We start from the raw sequence: 18,689 nt of genomic DNA, 5'->3' as shown, positions 1-18,689 counted from the left end.
CTGCGCACCAGGGCGTGGTCGTCGGCGAGCAGGATGCGGGTCGGGGCGGGCGCGTTCACGACGACCTCCGCTGATCGGTCGGGATGGTGAGCTGGATGTCGGTACCGTGCCCGGGCCGGGCGTCGATGGTGAGGGTGGCGTTGACGTGCAGGGCGCGCTCGCGCATGCCGCGCATGCCCGCGCCCTCGCGGGCGACGGTGCCGGTGCCGTCGTCGCGGATGCGCAGCAGCAGCGTGTGATCGTCGGTGGTGAGCAGCAGCCGGGCCCGGGTGGCGTGCGCGTGGCGGGCGATATTGGTGAGGCATTCCTGGGCGACTCGATAGCAGACCAGCTCGGTGTCGGGGTCGAGGCGGCCCAGATCTGGGTCGATGTCGCGGGTGACGGTGATGCCCGCGGTGGTGGCGAACTCATTGCACAGGGCCGCGAGCGCACTGGGCAATCCGAGGTCCTCGAGCACGTCGGGGCGCAGGCGGCGGGCTATCCCGCGCACCTCGTCCAGGCAGGCGCGGACGGTCTCCTGGACCGCGTGCAGGTCGTCGTGGAGTTCGGCCGGGGCGCGGTCGTGGGTGCGGCGCAGCCGCAGCAGCGCCACGGTGAGGCTTTGGCCGATCTCGTCGTGCAGTTCGCGGGCGATGCGCTGGCGTTCGTTCTCCTGGGCGGCCAGGGCGGAGGTGCTGGCGGCGCTGCGTTCGGTTTCGAGTCGCTCGGCCATGGCGTTGAAGGTGTCGATGAGGTGGTTCCAGTCGCCGTTGCCGCGGTCGTGCAGGCGGGTGCTGCCGCGCAGCGGGTCCACCCGGTGCATGGAGGTGATCAGTTCGTCGATGGGCGCCAGGCTGGAGCGCAGCAGGAAGGCGTTGGCCGCGAGGATGACCGCCAGGCCGATGACCAGTACCGGGATCTCGGTGAGCCGCACGCGCGAGGACACCGAGGCCGGTGACAGTGCGAGCACGAGCGTGCCGAGGGTGAACACCAGGCCGTTGATGATCACGACGCGGCGGAACAGCGCGCCGGCGGGGATCGGTGTCCGTGCCCACCGGCCGATGGCAGCGACGGCCCGACCGCTCATGGGCCCCAGTCTGTCCGGTGGGTGCGTCGGTGTCCATGGGGCGCGACTCTCATTCGCTGATCGCGGTAGCGGGCGATGGATCCGACAAATGGGTGCTGTCGCCCATAGCCCGCCTCTCGCCGCCCCATCGAGACTGGGGTTGGCAGGCGTCGGCCGGTGGTGAAGGGAGTCGCGGATGGAAATCGATCTGTCAACCGTTCCGGGCAGGGCGGTGCTGCATCATTGCCGCACTCGTGACGGTTCGCGGTTCGCTCTGATCGTTCGAGCCGATGGTACGCGGCAGATCGTCGTCTACCATCGGGTCGGTCACGATGCTCCGTTGCAGACGCTGACCCTCGAACCGGATGAGGCCGACCGGCTGGCGGAGCTGTTGCACAGCGCGCCGATTCGAGATCGGGTGGCCGAGCTGGAACGCCGGATCGACGAACTCAGCGGCGAGCGCGGTCCGGCGTGACGGAGTTCAACGGCTTCCCCATGATCGCGGCCGTGCTGGCGATCGCCGCGGTGGTGGGCATGCTGGCCACCCGGCTGCGGCAGCCGATGATCGTGGCGTTCATCGGTGTCGGCGTGGTCGTCGGGCCGGTCGGTACCGGATGGGTGACCTCCGACGGAGCCATCGAGCTGCTGGCCCGCCTCGGTATCGCGATTCTGCTGTTCCTGGTGGGATTGCGCCTGGACATCCACATGATTCGCGATACCGGACCGGTGGCGCTGGCGACGGGTCTGGGGCAGGTGGTGTTCACCTCGGTGATCGGCTACCTGATCGCCATCGCGCTCGGCATGGTCACCGTCACCGCCATCTACGTCGCGGTGGCGCTGACCTTCTCATCGACGATCATCATCGTCAAACTGCTGTCCGACAAGCGGGAACTGGACCATCTGCACGGCCGAATCGCGGTCGGATTCCTCATTGTGCAGGACATCGTGGTGGTGCTGGTCATGATCGCGCTCACCGCGTGGGGACGGCAGACCGGCGACAACGTCGCGCTCAATATGGTGGCGGGCAAGGGCGTCGGACTGCTGATCGGTGTGGCGCTGGTGATGCGGGTGATGCCGTGGCTGCTGCGCCGTGTCGCGCGCTCGCAGGAACTGCTGGTGCTGTTCGGTGTTTCGTACGCGGTGTCGCTGGCGGCGCTGAGCGAATGGCTCGGCTTCAGTTCCGAGGTCGGCGCGTTCCTCGCCGGGGTGTCGCTGGCCAGCACCGAGTACCGCGACGCGCTCGGCGCTCGGCTGGTCAGCCTGCGTGACTTCCTGCTGCTGTTCTTCTTCCTCGACCTCGGTGCGAAACTCGAATTCACCCATGCCGGACAGCAGATCGCCGAGGCGGTGGTCTTCTCGCTGTTCGTGCTGATCGGCAATCCACTCATCGTCATCGTGATCATGGCGCTCATGCGCTATCCGGTGAAGGTGGGCTTCCTGGCCGGGCTCACGGTCGCTCAGATCTCGGAGTTCTCGCTCATTCTCGCAGCGCTCGGACTGAGCCTGGGCCACATCACCAATGCCACGGTCAGCCTGATCACCGTCGTCGGCCTGATGACCATCGGCGGGTCAACCTATCTGATCCTGTACTCGCATCAGATCTACCGTCGCATCGGGCGATTCCTCACCGTCTTCGACCGCACCGGTGACCGTGTCGCAGAGTCCGCCGCCACCGCCGAGGATTCCGAATCCGCCGATGTCGTGCTGTACGGCCTGGGACGGTTCGGCAGCCATATGGCTCGGAGTTTGAGCGATGCCGGATACCGCGTCCTCGCCGTGGACTTCGACCCCGGTCGAGTGGCCGCCGCACAGCCGCCCGGCGTCACCGCGATCTTCGGCAGCGCCGAGGACACCCATGTGCTCGAGACCCTGCCGTTGGCCGGTGCCCGCGCCGTGATCAGCACGATTCCCGCGGTCGACACCAATCAGGCGCTGCTGCACGCGCTGCGGCACCGCGAGTACAGCGGCGGGATCGCGCTGACGGCCTTCACCGCGCACGACGCCGAACGGCTCCGCGCCGCCGACGTGGATCTCGTTCTGGAGCCTTTCGCGATGGCGGCGGAGGCGTCGGCGGCCGAATTCACCGAGCTGCTCGGCATGTCGACCTGAAGCGGCGGTGCGCATCCGACGGCCGGGTCATGACTTCGCGATCTCTACTCCCGCCGGCGTCCCGTCGTGATCACGGGGTTCGGGTCGGCCACGCTGGTCCTTCCAGCGCAACAGGGGTTCGACCACACGGGCGGCGATCGGCCCCAGCACGGCCATCAGCAGCACGTAGGTGGTGGCCAGGGCGGCGAATTCTCCGGGCACCGCACCGGCGCTGACGGCCAGACCCGCGATGACGATCGAGAACTCACCGCGCGCGATGAGCGCGGTGCCCGCGCGGGCGCGGCCGTACCTGGAGGCCCCGGCGCGCTTGGCGGCCCACCAGCCGGTCGCCACTTTGGTCGCGGTCGTCACCACCACCAGCACGACGGCCCAGCCCAGCACCGGCGGAATGCTGCGCGGATCGGTGCTGAGCCCGAACAGTACGAAGAACAGGGCCGCGAACAGATCGCGCAGCGGTTCGAGCACCTTGGTGGCGGTGTGGGCGGTCGATCCGGAGATGGCGATACCGAGCAGAAACGCACCGACGGCGGCCGATACCTGCAGGGCGGAGGCGACACCCGCGACCAGCAGTGCGGAACCGAGGAGCTTGAGCAGGAAGATCTCCCGGTCCTGGCTGTCGACGAGCATCGACACGTATTTGCCGTAGCGCAGCGCGACCACCAGGACGACGGTGACCGCGGTGAGCGCGATGCCGACGGTCTGCAATCCGGCCGCGAAGCCCAGCCCGGCCAGCACCGCGGTCAACACCGGCAGGTACCCGGCCATGACCAGATCCTCGAACACCAGGATGGACAGGATCGTCGGTGTCTCCCGGTTGCCCAACCGCCCGAGGTCACCCAGCACCTTCGCGATGATTCCCGACGAGGAGATGTAGGTGACCCCCGCCATCGCCACCGCGCCGGTGACGCCCCAGCCCAGCATGAGCGCCACCACCACACCCGGGGTGGCGTTCAAGACGATGTCGAGCACACCGGCCGCCCACGAGTTCCGCAACCCGGTGACGAGTTCCTTTGCCGAGTACTCCAATCCCAGGAGCAACAGCAGCAGCACCACGCCGATCTCGCTGGCCAGATGGATGAACTCGTCGACGTGATGCAGCTCGACCAACCCGCCGGTACCGAATACCAGGCCGCCGACCAGATAGAGCGGAATCGGCGACATGCCGATGCGCGCGGCGACCCGCCCCAACAGACCCAGACCGAAAAAGACCGCGCCCAGCTGTATCAGCGCGAGCGCGGTTTCGTGTGCCACCATCTACGTTCAGCCATCCGTCATGATTCTGGCGGCGGCCACCAGGCCCTCCGCCGTGCCGACAACAACCAGGACATCGCCCTCGGTGAAGAGGAACTCGGGGCCGGGCGAGGGGATCGCGTGGCCGGATCGCATCACGGCCACGATCGATACCGAGGTGCGCGTCCGCATCCGGGTGTCCCCGAGCAGATGTCCGTCATAGGGCGACCCCGATCGGACCGGCAATTGCCGGGTGGTGAGGCCGCTGAAGTCTCGGTGCTCATCCTGCAGCTGGGCCACCAGTTGCGGGGCGCCCAGCAGATTGGCGAGCACGGTCGCTTCGTGGGCGGTGAGCGGAATCTGATCGGTCGCGTCGGGATTGCCGGGCTTGCTGACGATCAGGTCGATCGTGCCGTCCTTGTGATCGATGACTCCGACGGTGCGGCGGCTACCCGACAGCGGAAAGTCCTTGCGCACACCGATTCCGGGCAGCTGTGTAACTTCGACGTTCACGCGCCCCACCCTAGCCCCGCGATATGGGGGATGGGGTGTCACGAGATGGGATGCGACTACCGCGACCTGGTTCGGGGAGAGAGGCACGGCATCGGATACGCGGTATGCGTGTATGCCATGGGGCGGCTCCTTTCGGTTCGATTCACACGAAACGGACTCGTGGAGTCATGTGCCGGCCGGTCGCCCGGCTCTCCGTGCTTCGTAATGATTCCGTAAGGTATCGGCGCTGGCAAATCGCGCGCTGGCGAGATGGCGCGGTCGTGACCCGAAACATAGTGGTATCGGGCATATTTCGAATGCATGGCCGGGCCGCGTGCGCCCTGCCGGTCGACCGTGCGCGCTGGGCCACGTGAGCCGTATCTCACCGGTGGCGGGTGTGTTCGTATTCGCGCTCCGACACCGCGCCCGGCGTGCGGATACGATCCGGGCGAATGGCACGATGGGGGTATGGCGCGACTCGACTACAAGGCCCTCAACGACACCATCCGCTACCTCATGTTCTCGGTGTTCCAGGTGGAGCCCGGGGCGCTGGGGGACGAGCGCGAGGCGATCGTCAAGGAGGCGAGGGCCTTCTTCGATTCGCTGGAGGAGCGCGGGGTGGTGGTGCGCGGCCTCTACGACGTGGCCGGGATGCGCGCCGACGCCGATTTCATGATCTGGTGGCATGCCGAGCAGATCGAGGAGTTGCAGGCCGCCTACGCCGATTTCCGCCGCACCACCGAACTGGGCCGCGCGAGCGCCCCGGTGTGGAGCAATGCCGCCCTGCACCGCCCGGCCGAGTTCAACAAGAGCCACATCCCGGCCTTCCTCGCCGGTGAGGAGCCGGGCAGGTACATCTGCGTGTACCCGTTCGTCCGCTCCTACGAGTGGTATCTGCTCCCCGACGAGGAGCGCCGCAAGATGCTGGCCGACCACGGCAAGGCCGCCCGCGGCTACCCGGACGTACGCGCCAACACCGTGGCCTCCTTCGCTCTCGGTGACTACGAGTGGCTGCTCGCCTTCGAGGCCCCCGAACTGCACCGCATCGTCGACCTCATGCGCGACCTGCGCGCCACCGAGGCCCGCCTGCACGTCCGCGAGGAGATCCCGTTCTTCACCGGCCCGCGCGTCGAGGTGGAGCAACTGGTCCACGCGCTGCCCTGAACGCGATCGCCGACCGATAGCCAGCCGACTGCCCCAGGAATTCGGGGCATGCGCGGAATCCCTCGCTCTCCGTAGGGTTTCTGCGACTCGTTCGTCTGCGGAGTCCGAGGGGTGCGACCGCAGGAAGACTGGTTGTTCAGTCGATCGGACCACGACCACCGAGGTGTCGCATGGGCGGTGACACCGACGTGGCGTGGGTCCGTTCGTCGTCCTCCGCCGCTGCCCGCGCTACCGCTCGGTGGGCGTCAGCCGCAGCGAGATGGAGTTGATGCAGTAGCGCTTGTCTGTGGGTGTCGGATAGCCCTCACCCTCGAAGACATGCCCCAGATGGCTGTGGCAGGTGGCGCACAGCACCTCGACCCGGCGCATGCCCAGTGAATCGTCCGGGCGCAGGATGACCGCGTCGGAGTTCGCCGGATCGAAGAACGACGGCCAGCCGCAGTGCGAGTGGAATTTCTCGCCGCTGCGGAACAATTCGGCCCCGCAGGCGCGGCAGGAGTACACGCCCTCGGTCTCGGTGTCGGTGTACTCGCCGGTGAAGGCCCGTTCGGTGCCGGCCTCCCGCAGCACTCGGTACTCCTCGGGGGAGAGTTTGGCCCGCCACTCCTGTGGCGTCAGCTGAATGCGCGGTGCCGGAAGCGAGGTATCAGCATCGGAACTCATGCCCCCACGCTAATACGTCGCTTCGGCGCTCGCAGCGTCCTACGGCTTGGCGGTTTCGACGGCCTCGCGAGGCCGCCCGTTCAACCGCTCGCGCGTCACCGCGGTCTCCGGATGCATCCACGGCGGATCGAGGGTGAGGCCGACATGCAGCCGACCCTCGCGCCTGGCGGCCAGATAACGGTCGCCCAGGACACAGAACACCACGATGAGCAGCAAACCCCAGCCGAAGGTGGTGCGCAGGTACTCCAGGGTGCGACCGGCGCTCTGCCAGCGGTCCGACAGCCACTTGTCGTAGGTCATGAAGCCGAAGATGGCCAGCCAGGCGGGCCAGTTCCGCAGCACCGAATTGCGCAGCACCACCGTCATGAGGAACGGGAACAGCAGCATGGAGTAGTACATCTGCCCGAGCGGCCCCAGCACGAATACCGCGGTGAGCAGCACACCGGAGCTGGTGCAGATGAAGAACAGCTCGTCCTGGCGGTAGTAGCGGTACAGCAGCCACAGCGAGAGCAGGACCAGTACGCCGATGCTGAGCCGGATGATCCAGGTCAGCCAGTCCGCGACGCCGTAGTACATGCCGTTGCCGACGATGGAGCTGTTGAAGTAGTCCCGCGCCTCCGACAGGTACGGGTAGGTGTGGGTCCAGAAGTCCATCCAGTCCACGATGAGCGGCCAGGCCGCCAGGTTGAGCACCACCGGGACGCTGATCGCCGGGACGAGCGTCTTCCACTGGCCGCGTGCCACCGCGACGAGCAGAAGCGGCGCGAGAATCGGCCCCTTCACCGCGATCGCCAACCCCATGGCCACACCCGCCCACAGATCCCGCCGTTGCAGCAGCAGGTGGATGAACACCACCTCGATCAGCAGGATGCAGCCGTTGATATTGGTGAAAACCAGTGTGTTGATCACAGTCTCGGACATGAACATGGCCAGCAGCAGCGCGGGCGCGGCCACCGAGGAGAGCGTGAACTTGAACAGCCGCAGCAGCAGATACCAGGCGAGCAGAATCGCGACCGCGTTGAGCAGGATGAAGCACCAGCGCGACTTCTCCGGATCGAGAATCGCCAGCGGCGCGATGAGCAGTGTCCCGCTCGGCGGGTACAGGTAGTGCGGGTCGGTCGAGCCGAAGTTCGCGGTGTAGATCGGCTGGTGGTTCAAGAACGCCAGCGACGCGTTGTAGACCGGTCGGAAGTCGTCGGTGATGAATCCGTTGACGGCCTTGATGAACACTCGGTTCAGTACGGTCAGGATCGCGAATGGCCACAGTGCGAAGTTCAGGACCTCGGCGGTGGTACGAGCTGTTCGGGGCTCGAGCTGGCGAAGGAACACTGGGGCACGGTACACCGGAACGTACGGTCATGGGTGCGCGGACCCGCCGAAAGCGTGCGATAGCGCACAATCTCCCGGGGCATCGGCGTGGCCGCGCTGACCGGCGCGACTCCCGCCTACCGGTCATCCGACCGACCGATCGGGCTCAGGCCGGGCAGGCGGTGCCGTTCTCGGGCAGGGTGCCCTGCCGCAGGTAGTCCACGACGGCCCGCTGCGCACAGCCGGAATGCGATACGACCGGATGGCCCCACCCCTGCCATTCCACGGTGGAGGTGCGCGCTCCCGCCGCGGCCAGCGCCCCGGTCACCGTGGGCCGTCCTTCGTCGCCCACCACCGGGTCGGCCTTCGCGCCCAGCACCAGCGTGTCGAGTTCGAACTTCTCCGGCATGGCCTGCGGTGCGGCGACCGGCCAGGCCGAACACACCATGAGGTCGATCGCCGCCACCCGCCCGAACACCGGGTATTCGCCGCCCCAGGTGCCCATCAGCTCCCGGGCCTGCACCGGGGTGGCGGGCACCTGGCTGTCGCTGCACCGGTTCACGAACGCGCCGTCGTTGGCGATGGCCGCGGCGGCCCGCTGCACCCGCGGCGTGATGGGTCCGCGATCGCCGCGTCCGAGTGCGGCCAGGGCGTCGGCGAATTCGGTGACGACGGGATTCGGCAGTCCGCGCGGATCGCCGAGGAAGTCGCTGAGCGTGGTCACCAGCGCCGACGCCGACAGCTCCCCGAAATCCCCGCGCTCGGCCCGCGCCACCAGATCGGCGATGGCGGTGCGCGGATCGTCACCCAGGGCGCAGTTCAGGGCCCGGCAGCGCTGTGCGAAGGCGGTGAGCGCGGCCTCGGCGCCCTTGACCCGCTGTTCGGCCCGTCCGACGGCATCGGTGTCGACCGGTTCGGGGGAGTCGAGCACCAGGCGGGCGAGGTGGTCGCCGTACTTGCGGGCGTAGGCCAGCGCGATATTCGACCCGCTGCCGCTGCCGAGCAGCGCGATGTGCTCGACCTGCCACTGCCGTCGCAGCTGTTCGATGTCGTCGGCGGCGTGCGCGGCGTCGAAGGTGCCCTGTCCGGGTTGCAGGTAGTCCTGGCAGGAGATGGTGGCGTCCTGGCTAAGCCCGGCGACCGCCGCCACCGGATCGCTTGCCCCGGGACCGAATTGGGCCTGGTCGAGCAGTCGCTGCCGGATATCGCCGCCCACGCAGTCGATGGGTTCGGAGCTGCCGATGCCGCGCCGGTCCACGGCCACCACGGGCCGCTCGCTCAGCAGCGCTCCCGCTCCGCCCGCCGCGAAGGCCGCCAGCGTGGCGGTGGAGGCCCGGTCGGAGCCGGACGTCAGCACCAGCGGTGCGGCGTCGGCGGGGGTGCGGTCGTAGCGGGCGCGCAGGGCCGCGGTCTGGAAGTTGCCGCCCACACCGCCGGTGGCGTCCACCTGCGTGGTGTATTCGGCGCACTCCAGGACGAGTCCGGCGGGCGGCGTGCCCAGTGACAGCAGATTGAAGGTGGGGACGGTGCAATCCCGCCATGCCAGCTCGGTTTTCGGCACTTCGGGAGCCGGGGGCGGGGTGGGTTCGGTGGAGGTCTGCACCTCCCCGGCCTGGCGCGGCCGTTCGACGGCGACGTCGGGGCGGTCCGACGGTCCGGCCCCGCAGCCGGTGGTCACCAGGATCGAAAGTGTCGACGCCAGCAGAGCGGCCCGAGTCCAGCGCATGCGCTACAGCCTGCCAGGTCCGGCGGCCGGTTTCAGCAATGGGTGGGGCGGCCGGTGCGCCGCCGACCCGGCGGACGAGGTCGCGGGGGTGGCGTCAGCCGTGCGGGTGGGCGCGTTCCCAGCGGGTGAGCATGGTGCCGTCGTCCGCGAGCAGCAGGTGCCGACAGCACATGGGGGTCGGCATGGCATTGGGGGACAATGCGATCCGCCGTCCGGTTCCACCCACCAGCAGGGGTGTCACGGTGAGGCACAGGTCGTCGACGGCCTCGGCCTCGATGAGGTCGCCGAACAGCGCGGGGCCGCCCTCGCACAGCACCCGGCGGAAGCCGCGTTCGCTCAGGGCGGTGCGGATTCCGTCTGCGGTGCAGGCGGTCTCGCCCGCTTCGACGATCTCGGCTCCGGCGTCGGTGAGCGCCTTCTTGCGGTCGGCGGGCGCGTCGGCGGTGGTGAGGATGAGCGGATGCGCGCCGGTATCGGTGAACAGGCGGCTGGTGGGATCGAGTGCCGCACTGGCGGTGACCACCGCGATGCGGGGCGGTGCGCCGTCCGGGTGGCCGCCGAACCCGTGGTGGTGCAGCCGGATTCGCAGGCGCTCGTCGGTGTGGGCGGCCCCGTAGTTCTCGGCGCGGGCGGTGCCCGCACCGACGAGCACCACGTCGGCGAGGTCACGCAGCAGATGGAAGACCCTCTTGTCGGCGGGGGTGGCCAGTCCGCCGGATCGTCCGTCCAGGGTGGCCGCCCCGTCGATGCTGGTGACGAAGTTGACGCGTATCCACGGCCGATCCGGTCGCGCCGGATAGGCGTACATCCCAACCAGGTGATCGTCACCGATGGCTGCGAGCTGGGTCACATTGGGGATACGCTGCATGACTGTCCATCACACCACGTCAGTACGCTACGCGGGTGCAACAACGCCTCGTCGATCGCCACCCGGAGGTTCCGGCAGATCAGCTCGTCGCCCAGATGGTGCCGCCGCCCACCTTCGACGAGGTGAGCTTCGCCTCCTACATCCCCGATCCCAAGGAGCCGACCCAGGCCGCCGCCGTGCGCACGGCCGAGGAGTTCGCCACCCAGGTCACCAAGGTGCGCAAGGCCGCCGACAAGAAGGGCCTGTTCGGCAAGAAGAAGCCGGTGCAGGGCGTGGGCCTGTACCTGGACGGCGGCTTCGGTGTCGGCAAGACCCACCTGCTGGCCTCGATCTTCCACAGCGTGCCCGCCCCGAAGTCCTTCGGCACCTTCGGTGAGGTCACCAATCTGGTCGGCGCGCTCGGCTTCAACAACGCCGTGGAGCGGCTCGCCGCCAACAGCGTGCTGTGCATCGACGAGTTCGAACTCGACGATCCGGGCGACACCATGCTGGTCTCGCGCCTGCTGACCGAGCTGACCGCACGCGGCGTCTCGGTGGCCGCCACCTCCAACACCCTGCCGGGGCAGTTGGGCGAGGGCCGCTTCGCCGCCCAGGACTTCCTGCGCGAGATCAAGAAGCTGGGTTCGCTGTTCGAGGCCGTGCGCGTGGACGGACCCGACTACCGGCACCGCGACCTGCCGCCCGCCCCCGAACCCACCGCGCCCGAGCTGCTGGCCGAGAAGGCCGCCGCCACACCGGATTCCACCCTCGACGAGTTCGACCAGCTGTGCAAGCACCTGAGCACCCTGCACCCGTCGCGATACGGCGCGCTGATCCACGGCATCTCGGCGGTCTACATCTCCGGTGTGCACACGGTGACCGATCAGGCGGTGGCGCTGCGCATCGTGGTGCTGGCCGACCGGCTCTACGACGCCGGTATCCCGGTGACCGTCTCCGGCGCCAAACTGGACCGGATCTTCTCCCAGGAGATGTTGGACGGCGGCTACCGCAAGAAGTACCTGCGCGCCATTTCGCGCCTGCTGGCGCTGTCGCGTTTCGAGGCCCCGGCCGCGTCCTGAGGCGGGCGGGCCCCTGCCGCGATACTTCCGTCCGGTAATTTGCCGGGGGATCGCCGGACCGTGGAGTCCGGCCGACGGAAAGAGGTACTCATGGTGCGCGACCGCGCTGTCCGGGCCGTCGTGGCGGCCGCCCTCTGTTTCGCCCCCGTCGTCGGCGCGGCGGGCACCGCCGCGGCGGCCGATCCGTCCGGCGCGACCACCGCCGTGGTGGTGAGCACCGACGATCGGTCCCTCGGGTTGCGGGGCGTCGCCAACGCTCGTGACGCGGGCGGCTACCGCACCACGGACGGGCATACCGTGCGCACCGGTCTGGTGTTCCGCAGCGGGGATCTGAGCAAGGCCACCGACGCCGATCTGGCCGCGCTCACCTCCCGCGGCCTGACCGTCGTCGACGACCTGCGCACCTCCTTCGAGCGCGCCGCCGCCCCCGATCGGGTGCCGGTCGGCGCGACGCTGAACCACGACGACGTCATCGGCGGGGCTCCGCCGCAGGTGCTGGTCTCCACGCTGTCGGCGGGCGCGGATCTCTACCGCGCCTTCATCACCGCCCCCGGCGCGAACGAGGGCTTCGCGAGTGTCTTGCGCGATATCGCCCACTCCGACGGTTCGATGCTGTTCCACTGCACCGCGGGCAAGGACCGCACCGGGTGGACCGCCGCGGTGCTGCTCACCCTCCTCGGCGTGGACCGCGACACCGTCACCTACGACTACCTGCTGTCGAACCACTATCGCGGGGCGGCGGAGAACGACGCCCTCAACGGTGTGGTCCCAGCGGCGCTGGACGCGGCATTCGACCAGGTCGAGCGGAGCTACGGCAGCTTCGACGGCTACGTCCGTGACGGCCTGCGGCTGACCGATGCCGACATCGCGGCTCTGAAGGCGAAACTGCTCGCCTGAGACAAGCGAAACCGCTCGCCTGATACCCGGTGCCGTGCCCGGACGCGGGAATCCCGGGCCGGCGGCTGTCACCGCTGCCTAACCGGCGTCTGCCACCGCGCGCATCCGATCTCCGCGCGAGCTGTACAGCTCCCGCGCGCGGGCCGGGGTGATGGTCTCCGGTGTGGTCGGCGGTTCGTATTTCACGTGCTGGGCCAGGATCTGTCCGGCCATCGGCGCGATGAGCGGGGCGGCCTTGATCAGGCCGAACGAATTGAACAGCGCGAACAGCCAGACCAGGATCTTCGCGGCGGGGCGGACCGCCAGATCCACCAGCACCGGGTAGTCGTACCCGCCGAGGCGGCGCATCCACTTCGGAGTGATGGGCGCGGAGGCGAGCGACAGCAGCCTGCTGCCCAGCGCGTAGGTGATGCCCGCGCCGTTCTTCCGGGATGTCCACAGCAGATGCCGCATTCCCTCGGCGGCGGCCTCGGAGACGCACAGCCGCGGGCGCACCCGCGCGTAGTACTCGCGCACCTCGGCGCGGTTGCGCGGGACGTCCTCCGGCTTGCAGGTCTGGAGTTCGGCCGCGATGGCGCATTCGGCCCAGTACCGTTCGTCCTCCTCGGGGGTGAGCGGGCCAGGACCGTACACCTCGTAGGCCTTGAGCACCGAATGCCAGCCGGTGATGTGGATCCACAGCTGGGTCTCGGGACTGTTGGCGCTGTAGCGCTGCCCGCTGATCGGTTCGATGCCGGTCATGGGCGTGTGCACCCGCATGAGATGTTCGGATGCCTGGATGGCGGTGCGTCCGTCCCCGATGGCCGCGATGAGGAAGTAGGAGAACGTATTGTCCAGGCGACTGCGCGGATCGGTGTAGATGCCCCGGGCGTCGGCTACGGCCGCGGTCAGGAACGGATCGAAGTGTTCCAGGACGACCGCCCGCTGGAAGCCGATGACCGCGGTGGGAGCGGTCCAGATCTTCCAGCTCAGCGAATCGGGGCCGAAGAACCCGTAATCGTCCCTGCGGAGGGTGGTCGGATCGAAGGCCATGGGCTGCTCCCTCGGTGCGTGCTGCGCCGGACGGCGAATACAACGCCACCGTAGCAATTGCGGGCGTTGAATACAACGGTCCCGTAGTATTTGCGTCGTCGATCGTTTTCCCATTCCGGCCCGGGACTGACACGATGGTCGAATGGAGGTGAGCTGGCCGTGACGAAATCCCGCACCGGGACCGACCGCCCGCGCCGCCGCTACGCGCCGCGCCTGCCTCCCGAACAGCGTCGCGCCCAACTGCTCGACGCCGCCTACGCGGTCCTCGGCCGAGCCGAACTGCACGAACTCAGCATGGAGGCCGTCGCGCAGCAGGCGGGCGTGGCCAAACCGGTGCTCTACACGGTCTTCAAGACCCGCGCCGAACTGGTGGCGGCCCTGCTGGAGCGGGAACGCGAACGCGGCCTCGAACAGGTCGCCGACACCCTGCCCACCGATCTGGTCGGTGCGGATCCGGTGCTGGCGGCCTCCTCGACGGTGGCCGCCTTCATCGGCGTGGTGCTGGAGGATCCGACCCGCTGGCGGCTGATCCTCACCTCCCCGGGGAGCGCGCCCGAGGAATACCGTGCGGCCCTGCGCAGTTCGCGCACGGGGATCTTCGATCAGGCGGAGGCGCTGATCCGTATGGGTGCGGCGCTCGACTCCCGCTGGGCGACAATCGATTCCGGACTGCTCGCCAACTCCCTGCTCACCATCGCCGAAATGCTGGGCCGCCTCGCGGTGAGCGAACCGGCCGAGTATCCGAGGGAGCGCCTCGACGAGTTCGTACGCTCCATCGTCGGTCTGCTCAGCGGCGGGGCGTGAGCGGCTCGCGCCGAATCATCGTGCGCCGCCGCCGTGTTCGGCCTCCCACCGGTCGATCAGCGCGGGCAGCTCCTTGCCCATCCACGCGAAGAAACCATGGGTATCCCGTATCCGAGCCGCGTCCCCGCCCTCGGGATCGTCGAACAAGGCGAGACCGCGTGCGGTGACGGCCGTGAGGCTGTCGTAGATGCCGGACTGCTGCCGTGTCAGCTCGGGCAGGATGCCCGGTCGGATGTAGTAGTAGTCTCGGCGGTCGCCGGGCTTGCTGGTCTTGTCCACCCACCGCATCGTCGTCAGTGTCTTGAGAGCGCCGGAGATGGAACCCTTGGACGCTTGCAGCGCCTCGGTGATCTGATTGAACGTCTGCTCCGGAGGGTCGCAGACCAACAACCAGCCGACGGTCCGGCCGACCATGCGGACGAGCCCCATCTGTTCGAGGACGAGCGCGTAATCCTCCACGAAGGCCAGCTGGGCGTCGGTGGGGGCGGTGTTCGGTTCGGCTGCGCTAGTCATGGGATGAGTATTCCTTCCGTAGGACGCGGCTGTGCGGGGTGGGTTCGCCGAACCCACCCCGCGTTCGGCGGGTTAGACCGCGAGGTCGCGGCGATCGAAGGCGGCCAGCGACAGTCCCACCGCGATGGCGACGAGCACCGCCAGTGCCGCGAGATATCCGATGTTCCAGCCGTTCACCAGCGGCGAGTCACCGCCCGCGTAGTAGAAGGGCGACAGCCTGCGCAGCCACTGCGCGCCGTCGATCATCCCGCCCAGATTGTTGGCGAGATATCCGAGCACCGCGACCAGCGTCGCGACCGCCAGAGCGGTCCCGCGGTGCCCGGTGGCGGCTCCGGCGAGCAGCGTGATGGCGCCCACCGCCAGGGTCAGCAGCCCGAGTCCGGCGACGGCGGCGAGGATATTGCCCGCCGGAATCCCCATGTCGGCGCTGGCCGCCCCGGCCAGGACCGCGAGGCCGAAGACGGTGACCACCACGGCGGTCTGCGCCGCGAACGCCGCACACCGCTGCAGCAGCAGGTCGGCGCGGTCGATGGGCTGGGCCAACAGCAGGTCCAGGGTGCCGCTGTCCTCCTGGGCGGCCGTGCGGGTCGCGAAGGTGATCGCGAAGATGAGCAGCAGCAGCGGCCCCATCAGCGCGAACATGGTCGACTCCAGATAGCCGGTGGCCGTGCCGAAGTCGCCCATGCCGAGTGCGTCGTAGAAGCCGCCGCCCTCGATGTCGAGCGCACCCTGCTCCTTGAAGGTGGAGTAGGAGGGCACGTAGATCATCGGCACCGCGAACAGCGCGATCGACCAGCCGATCAGGCCGCGCCGCTGCTCCGTGAGGGTCTGGGTGAACACCGAGCGGGTCATATCGAATTCCTTTGTGTGAGAACGTGCGCGGAGAGTTCAGCGGCCGTACAGGCTGAAGAACATCTGCTCCAGGTCGGGTTCGGTGGACAGCACGCTGACCAGCGGATACTTGGCGGCGGTTTTGAACAGCGCGTCCACCTCGCCCTCGGTGGTGCAGCGCAGGCTGCGGCCGGAGATCTCGAGGTCGCGCACCCCCGGCAGTCGCTCGAAATCATCGGCGAAAACGTCTGCGGCGAAGACCATCTCGACGCTGCGCGGGGCGCGGCGGCGCAGCTCCTCCACGTTCTCGGTGCCGAGCAGCTGTCCGGCGCGCATGATGACGGCGCGATCGGCGGTCTGCTGCACCTCGCTGAGGATGTGCGAGGACATGAACACCGTCTGCCCGTTGCGCTTGGCCTCGCCGACCAGTTCCAGAAACCGTTGCTGCAGAAGCGGATCCAGTCCCGAGGTCGGCTCGTCGAGGATCAGCAGATCGGGGGAGTGCATGAAGGCGGCGACAATGCCGACCTTCTGCTTGTTGCCCTTGCTCATCGAGCCCACCCGCTTGGACAGGTCCAGATCCAGCAGTCCGGCCAGCTCCTCGATCCGCCCCGCGGGCACGGTGCCGCGCTGATCGGCGAAGAACGCCAGCAGCTCGCGCGCGGTATTGCGGCCCTCCAGGGCGAGTTCGCCGGGCAGGTAGCCGATGCGCCGCCGCAGCTCCGCGCCGCCGGCGCGGGGGTCGGTGCCGAAGATCTCGACGTGTCCCGCGGTGGGCCGGATCAGGTCGAGCAGGATGCGGATGGTGGTGGATTTGCCCGCGCCGTTGGGTCCGAGAAAGCCGAACACCTCGCCCGGCGCGACGTCGAGCGTCAGGTCGGTGAGGGCGACATGCTTGCCGTAGTGCTTGGTCAGCCCGGCGACGCGAATGGCGGGGACGGTCATCTTCACTCCTTGGTTGCCGCTCGACACCTTGTTCTGCATGTGCGGTGTGTTCAGTAAACGCTGAACATTGTGAACATGTCAAGCCTCGATGCTCGCGAAATTGGGCGTTGACGGCTGTTCGGCCCGGCGATATCTTGGTGAGCCTCATGGGTTTCCTCTTCCTGTAATCACCCGGCCGCGTTGAGCTCCGCTCCGCGGCGATCCCACTCGAACCACTTCGAACCGGCCGTTCGCGGCCAGAACAGGGGATACCTGTGCGCACTGCCCAACTCACGCTCTCCGACGTCACCAAGCGCTACGACGAGCGCGTCATCCTCGACCGCGTGAGCGTTACCATTCGGCCCGGTGAGAAGGTCGGCGTGGTCGGCGACAACGGAAGTGGCAAATCGACGCTGCTGCGGCTGCTGGCCGGATGCGAATCGCCGGACAACGGCGAGGTGACCGTGCACTTTCCGGGTGGAGTCGGATATCTCGCGCAGGTCCTGGACCTGCCCGATAGCGCCACCGTGGCCGATGCGATAGATCTGGCCCTGGCCGACCTGCGAGAGCTCGAAGCCGAGATGCGCGCGGCCGAACGAGCCATGGTCGCGCCCGGTCCGCTCGGCCGCCGTCTCGACGCGTACACCGACCTGGTAGCCCGGTTCGAGGTGCGCGGCGGTTATCAGGCCGACGCTCGGGTGGCGGCCGCGCTGCACGGTCTCGGTCTACCGGAGCTGGACCGCGACCGTCCGCTGGGAACGCTCTCCGGTGGCGAGCGCCGCCGCCTCGCCCTGGCGGGAACCCTCGCCGCCGCACCGGAACTGCTGCTACTGGATGAGCCGACCAACGATCTGGACGATGCCGCCATCGCCTGGCTGGAGCAGTGGTTGCGCGACCATCGCGGCACCGTTGTCGCGGTCACCCACGACCGGGTGTTCCTGGAGCGCATCACCTCGGTCGTGCTCGATGTGGACGCGGGCACGGTGCGCCGCCACGGCGACGGCTACGACGGCTACCTGGCGGCCGTGGCGGCCGCCCGTCGCCGTCAGCGGCGCGAATTCGAACGGTGGCAGCGGGAGCTGGCCCGCAATCAGCGCCTGGCCGACTCGAATATCGCACGGCTGGAGGCGATTCCGCGCAAGTTGCCGCTCGCGGTCTTCGCGGCCGGACCGTTCCGGTCGCGCGGGCGCGGGCACGGCGCCATGTCCCGCATTCGCAATGCCAAGGAGCGGGTGGCCCGGCTGACCGCCGATCCGCTCGCCCCGCCACCGGATCCGCTGCGCTTCACCGCCGCGTTCGCGACGGCCGGTGCGGCGGACAGCGGTCCGATCGCGACGCTGTCGGAGGTGGTCGTGGCCGACCGCCTCCGGGTGGACGAGCTGCGCATCGCGGCGGGCGAGCGGGTGCTGATCACGGGGCCCAACGGCGCGGGAAAGACCACACTGCTGAAACTGCTTGCCGCTGAACATCGTCCCGATGCGGGCACGGTCACGGTGCCCGCCCGAGTCGGCCATCTGCGACAGCGGGAATCGCCCTGGCCGTCCCGGATGACGGTGCTCGACGCCTACGCCGCGAACCGGCCCGGCTACCCCGACGAGCACGCCGAATCACTGCTGTCCCTAGGACTCTTCCGCCCATCGGAATTGCGACTGCGCATCGGCGAACTCTCCTACGGCCAGCGTCGCCGCGTCGAATTGGCCCGGCTGGCCACCGATCCCGCCGACCTGCTGCTGCTGGACGAACCCACCAATCACCTCTCGCCGGCGCTGGTGGAGGATCTGGAACAGGCGTTGACGGACTATCCGGGCGCGGTTGTCCTGGTCACTCACGACCGCCGCATGCGCGACCGCTTCACCGGCCGTCACCTCGAGCTGTGCTCCGGCGCCGTCCATACCCCGGCGGTGGCTGCCTGACCATGAAGGGACCGATACGTGCCGCTGCTCGAAGCCGACCGGCCCGGTGCGACGACACTGCCGGACGGCCGGGTGCCGACCTGGTCGGAGTGAGGTCCGGGTCCGCCGTCCA

The 18,689-nt window shown here is 68.6% G+C and carries 18 protein-coding genes; 7 read left to right on the top strand and 11 right to left on the bottom strand.

Annotated features, from left to right (window positions below):
• Positions 1-55: 55 nt before the first annotated feature.
• Complete coding sequence (locus ON31_RS33210) at positions 56-1,066, bottom strand: sensor histidine kinase (RefSeq protein WP_051038239.1); 1,011 nt, start codon at positions 1,064-1,066, stop codon at positions 56-58.
• A gap of 175 nt (positions 1,067-1,241) precedes the next feature.
• On the opposite strand from ON31_RS33210, the gene ON31_RS38725 reads away from it, so the two are divergent.
• Both ON31_RS38725 and ON31_RS33200 read left to right on the top strand, forming a co-directional pair.
• Positions 1,242-1,520 (top strand): cation:proton antiporter regulatory subunit, encoded by a 279-nt coding sequence (locus ON31_RS38725; RefSeq protein WP_029924128.1) that lies wholly within the window; start codon positions 1,242-1,244, stop codon positions 1,518-1,520.
• On the top strand, positions 1,517-3,154 hold the full coding sequence (locus ON31_RS33200; protein WP_306306441.1) for a cation:proton antiporter: 1,638 nt from the start codon (positions 1,517-1,519) through the stop codon (positions 3,152-3,154). Before ON31_RS38725 ends, ON31_RS33200 begins: the two co-directional genes overlap by 4 nt.
• Positions 3,155-3,181: 27 nt before the next feature.
• Here ON31_RS33200 and ON31_RS33195 read toward each other — a convergent pair whose 3' ends face one another.
• Positions 3,182-4,408: a cation:proton antiporter gene (locus ON31_RS33195; protein WP_051038238.1), complete on the bottom strand. Its 1,227-nt coding sequence runs from the start codon at positions 4,406-4,408 to the stop codon at positions 3,182-3,184.
• Between the two features lie 6 nt (positions 4,409-4,414).
• Positions 4,415-4,897, bottom strand: coding sequence for a cation:proton antiporter regulatory subunit (locus ON31_RS33190; protein WP_029924131.1), 483 nt, complete (start codon positions 4,895-4,897; stop codon positions 4,415-4,417).
• Between the two features lie 447 nt (positions 4,898-5,344).
• On the opposite strand from ON31_RS33190, the gene hemQ reads away from it, so the two are divergent.
• Positions 5,345-6,040, top strand: coding sequence for a hydrogen peroxide-dependent heme synthase (gene hemQ, locus ON31_RS33185; protein ID WP_039819174.1), 696 nt, complete (start codon positions 5,345-5,347; stop codon positions 6,038-6,040).
• 228 nt (positions 6,041-6,268) lie between these two features.
• Here the strand turns inward: hemQ and msrB are convergent, their stop codons facing one another.
• The 4 genes from msrB to ON31_RS33165 all read right to left on the bottom strand — a co-directional run bounded on the left by msrB (position 6,269) and on the right by ON31_RS33165 (position 10,587).
• Positions 6,269-6,703, bottom strand: coding sequence for a peptide-methionine (R)-S-oxide reductase MsrB (gene msrB, locus ON31_RS33180; protein ID WP_029924133.1), 435 nt, complete (start codon positions 6,701-6,703; stop codon positions 6,269-6,271).
• Positions 6,704-6,742: 39 nt separating this feature from the next.
• The gene (locus tag ON31_RS33175) at positions 6,743-8,032 is read right to left on the bottom strand and encodes a glycosyltransferase family 87 protein (protein WP_051038237.1); all 1,290 of its coding nucleotides are present in this window, start codon (positions 8,030-8,032) and stop codon (positions 6,743-6,745) included.
• Between the two features lie 145 nt (positions 8,033-8,177).
• Positions 8,178-9,737: an alpha/beta hydrolase gene (locus ON31_RS33170; RefSeq protein ID WP_039819173.1), complete on the bottom strand. Its 1,560-nt coding sequence runs from the start codon at positions 9,735-9,737 to the stop codon at positions 8,178-8,180.
• Positions 9,738-9,831: 94 nt separating this feature from the next.
• Positions 9,832-10,587, bottom strand: a complete 756-nt coding sequence (locus ON31_RS33165; RefSeq protein WP_306306440.1) for a pyrimidine reductase family protein — start codon at positions 10,585-10,587, stop codon at positions 9,832-9,834.
• A 53-nt stretch (positions 10,588-10,640) separates the two neighbouring features.
• Here ON31_RS33165 and zapE point away from each other — a divergent pair, with 53 nt between their 5' ends.
• On the top strand, positions 10,641-11,663 hold the full coding sequence (zapE, locus tag ON31_RS33160; protein WP_039819170.1) for a cell division protein ZapE: 1,023 nt from the start codon (positions 10,641-10,643) through the stop codon (positions 11,661-11,663).
• 90 nt (positions 11,664-11,753) lie between these two features.
• Positions 11,754-12,560, top strand: a complete 807-nt coding sequence (locus ON31_RS33155) for a tyrosine-protein phosphatase (RefSeq protein ID WP_039819168.1) — start codon at positions 11,754-11,756, stop codon at positions 12,558-12,560.
• 78 nt (positions 12,561-12,638) lie between these two features.
• Here the strand turns inward: ON31_RS33155 and ON31_RS33150 are convergent, their stop codons facing one another.
• A complete protein-coding gene (locus tag ON31_RS33150; protein ID WP_039819167.1) occupies positions 12,639-13,592 on the bottom strand; it encodes an oxygenase MpaB family protein in 954 nt (317 codons plus the stop codon).
• Positions 13,593-13,751: 159 nt separating this feature from the next.
• Between ON31_RS33150 and ON31_RS33145 the strand changes: the two genes are divergently transcribed.
• Complete coding sequence (locus ON31_RS33145; RefSeq protein ID WP_029924139.1) at positions 13,752-14,396, top strand: TetR/AcrR family transcriptional regulator; 645 nt, start codon at positions 13,752-13,754, stop codon at positions 14,394-14,396.
• Between the two features lie 15 nt (positions 14,397-14,411).
• On the opposite strand, the gene ON31_RS33140 is transcribed toward ON31_RS33145, so the two are convergent.
• The 3 genes from ON31_RS33140 to ON31_RS33130 all read right to left on the bottom strand — a co-directional run bounded on the left by ON31_RS33140 (position 14,412) and on the right by ON31_RS33130 (position 16,685).
• Complete coding sequence (locus ON31_RS33140) at positions 14,412-14,909, bottom strand: GbsR/MarR family transcriptional regulator (protein WP_051038236.1); 498 nt, start codon at positions 14,907-14,909, stop codon at positions 14,412-14,414.
• A 72-nt stretch (positions 14,910-14,981) separates the two neighbouring features.
• On the bottom strand, positions 14,982-15,761 hold the full coding sequence (locus tag ON31_RS33135; protein WP_039819166.1) for a DUF2705 family protein: 780 nt from the start codon (positions 15,759-15,761) through the stop codon (positions 14,982-14,984).
• 36 nt (positions 15,762-15,797) lie between these two features.
• Positions 15,798-16,685, bottom strand: a complete 888-nt coding sequence (locus ON31_RS33130; protein ID WP_039819198.1) for an ABC transporter ATP-binding protein — start codon at positions 16,683-16,685, stop codon at positions 15,798-15,800.
• Between the two features lie 254 nt (positions 16,686-16,939).
• Here ON31_RS33130 and ON31_RS33125 point away from each other — a divergent pair, with 254 nt between their 5' ends.
• On the top strand, positions 16,940-18,577 hold the full coding sequence (locus ON31_RS33125; RefSeq protein ID WP_039819165.1) for a TlrC/CarA/OleB/SrmB family ABC-F type ribosomal protection protein: 1,638 nt from the start codon (positions 16,940-16,942) through the stop codon (positions 18,575-18,577).
• Positions 18,578-18,689 lie beyond the last annotated feature (112 nt).

The sequence above is a fragment of the Nocardia otitidiscaviarum NBRC 14405 genome, assembly GCF_000308635.1.
GTDB classification, from domain to species: domain Bacteria; phylum Actinomycetota; class Actinomycetes; order Mycobacteriales; family Mycobacteriaceae; genus Nocardia; species Nocardia otitidiscaviarum.
The sequence above is the reverse complement of the archived record's forward strand: the minus strand, read 5'-3'. Positions and strand labels throughout refer to the sequence as shown.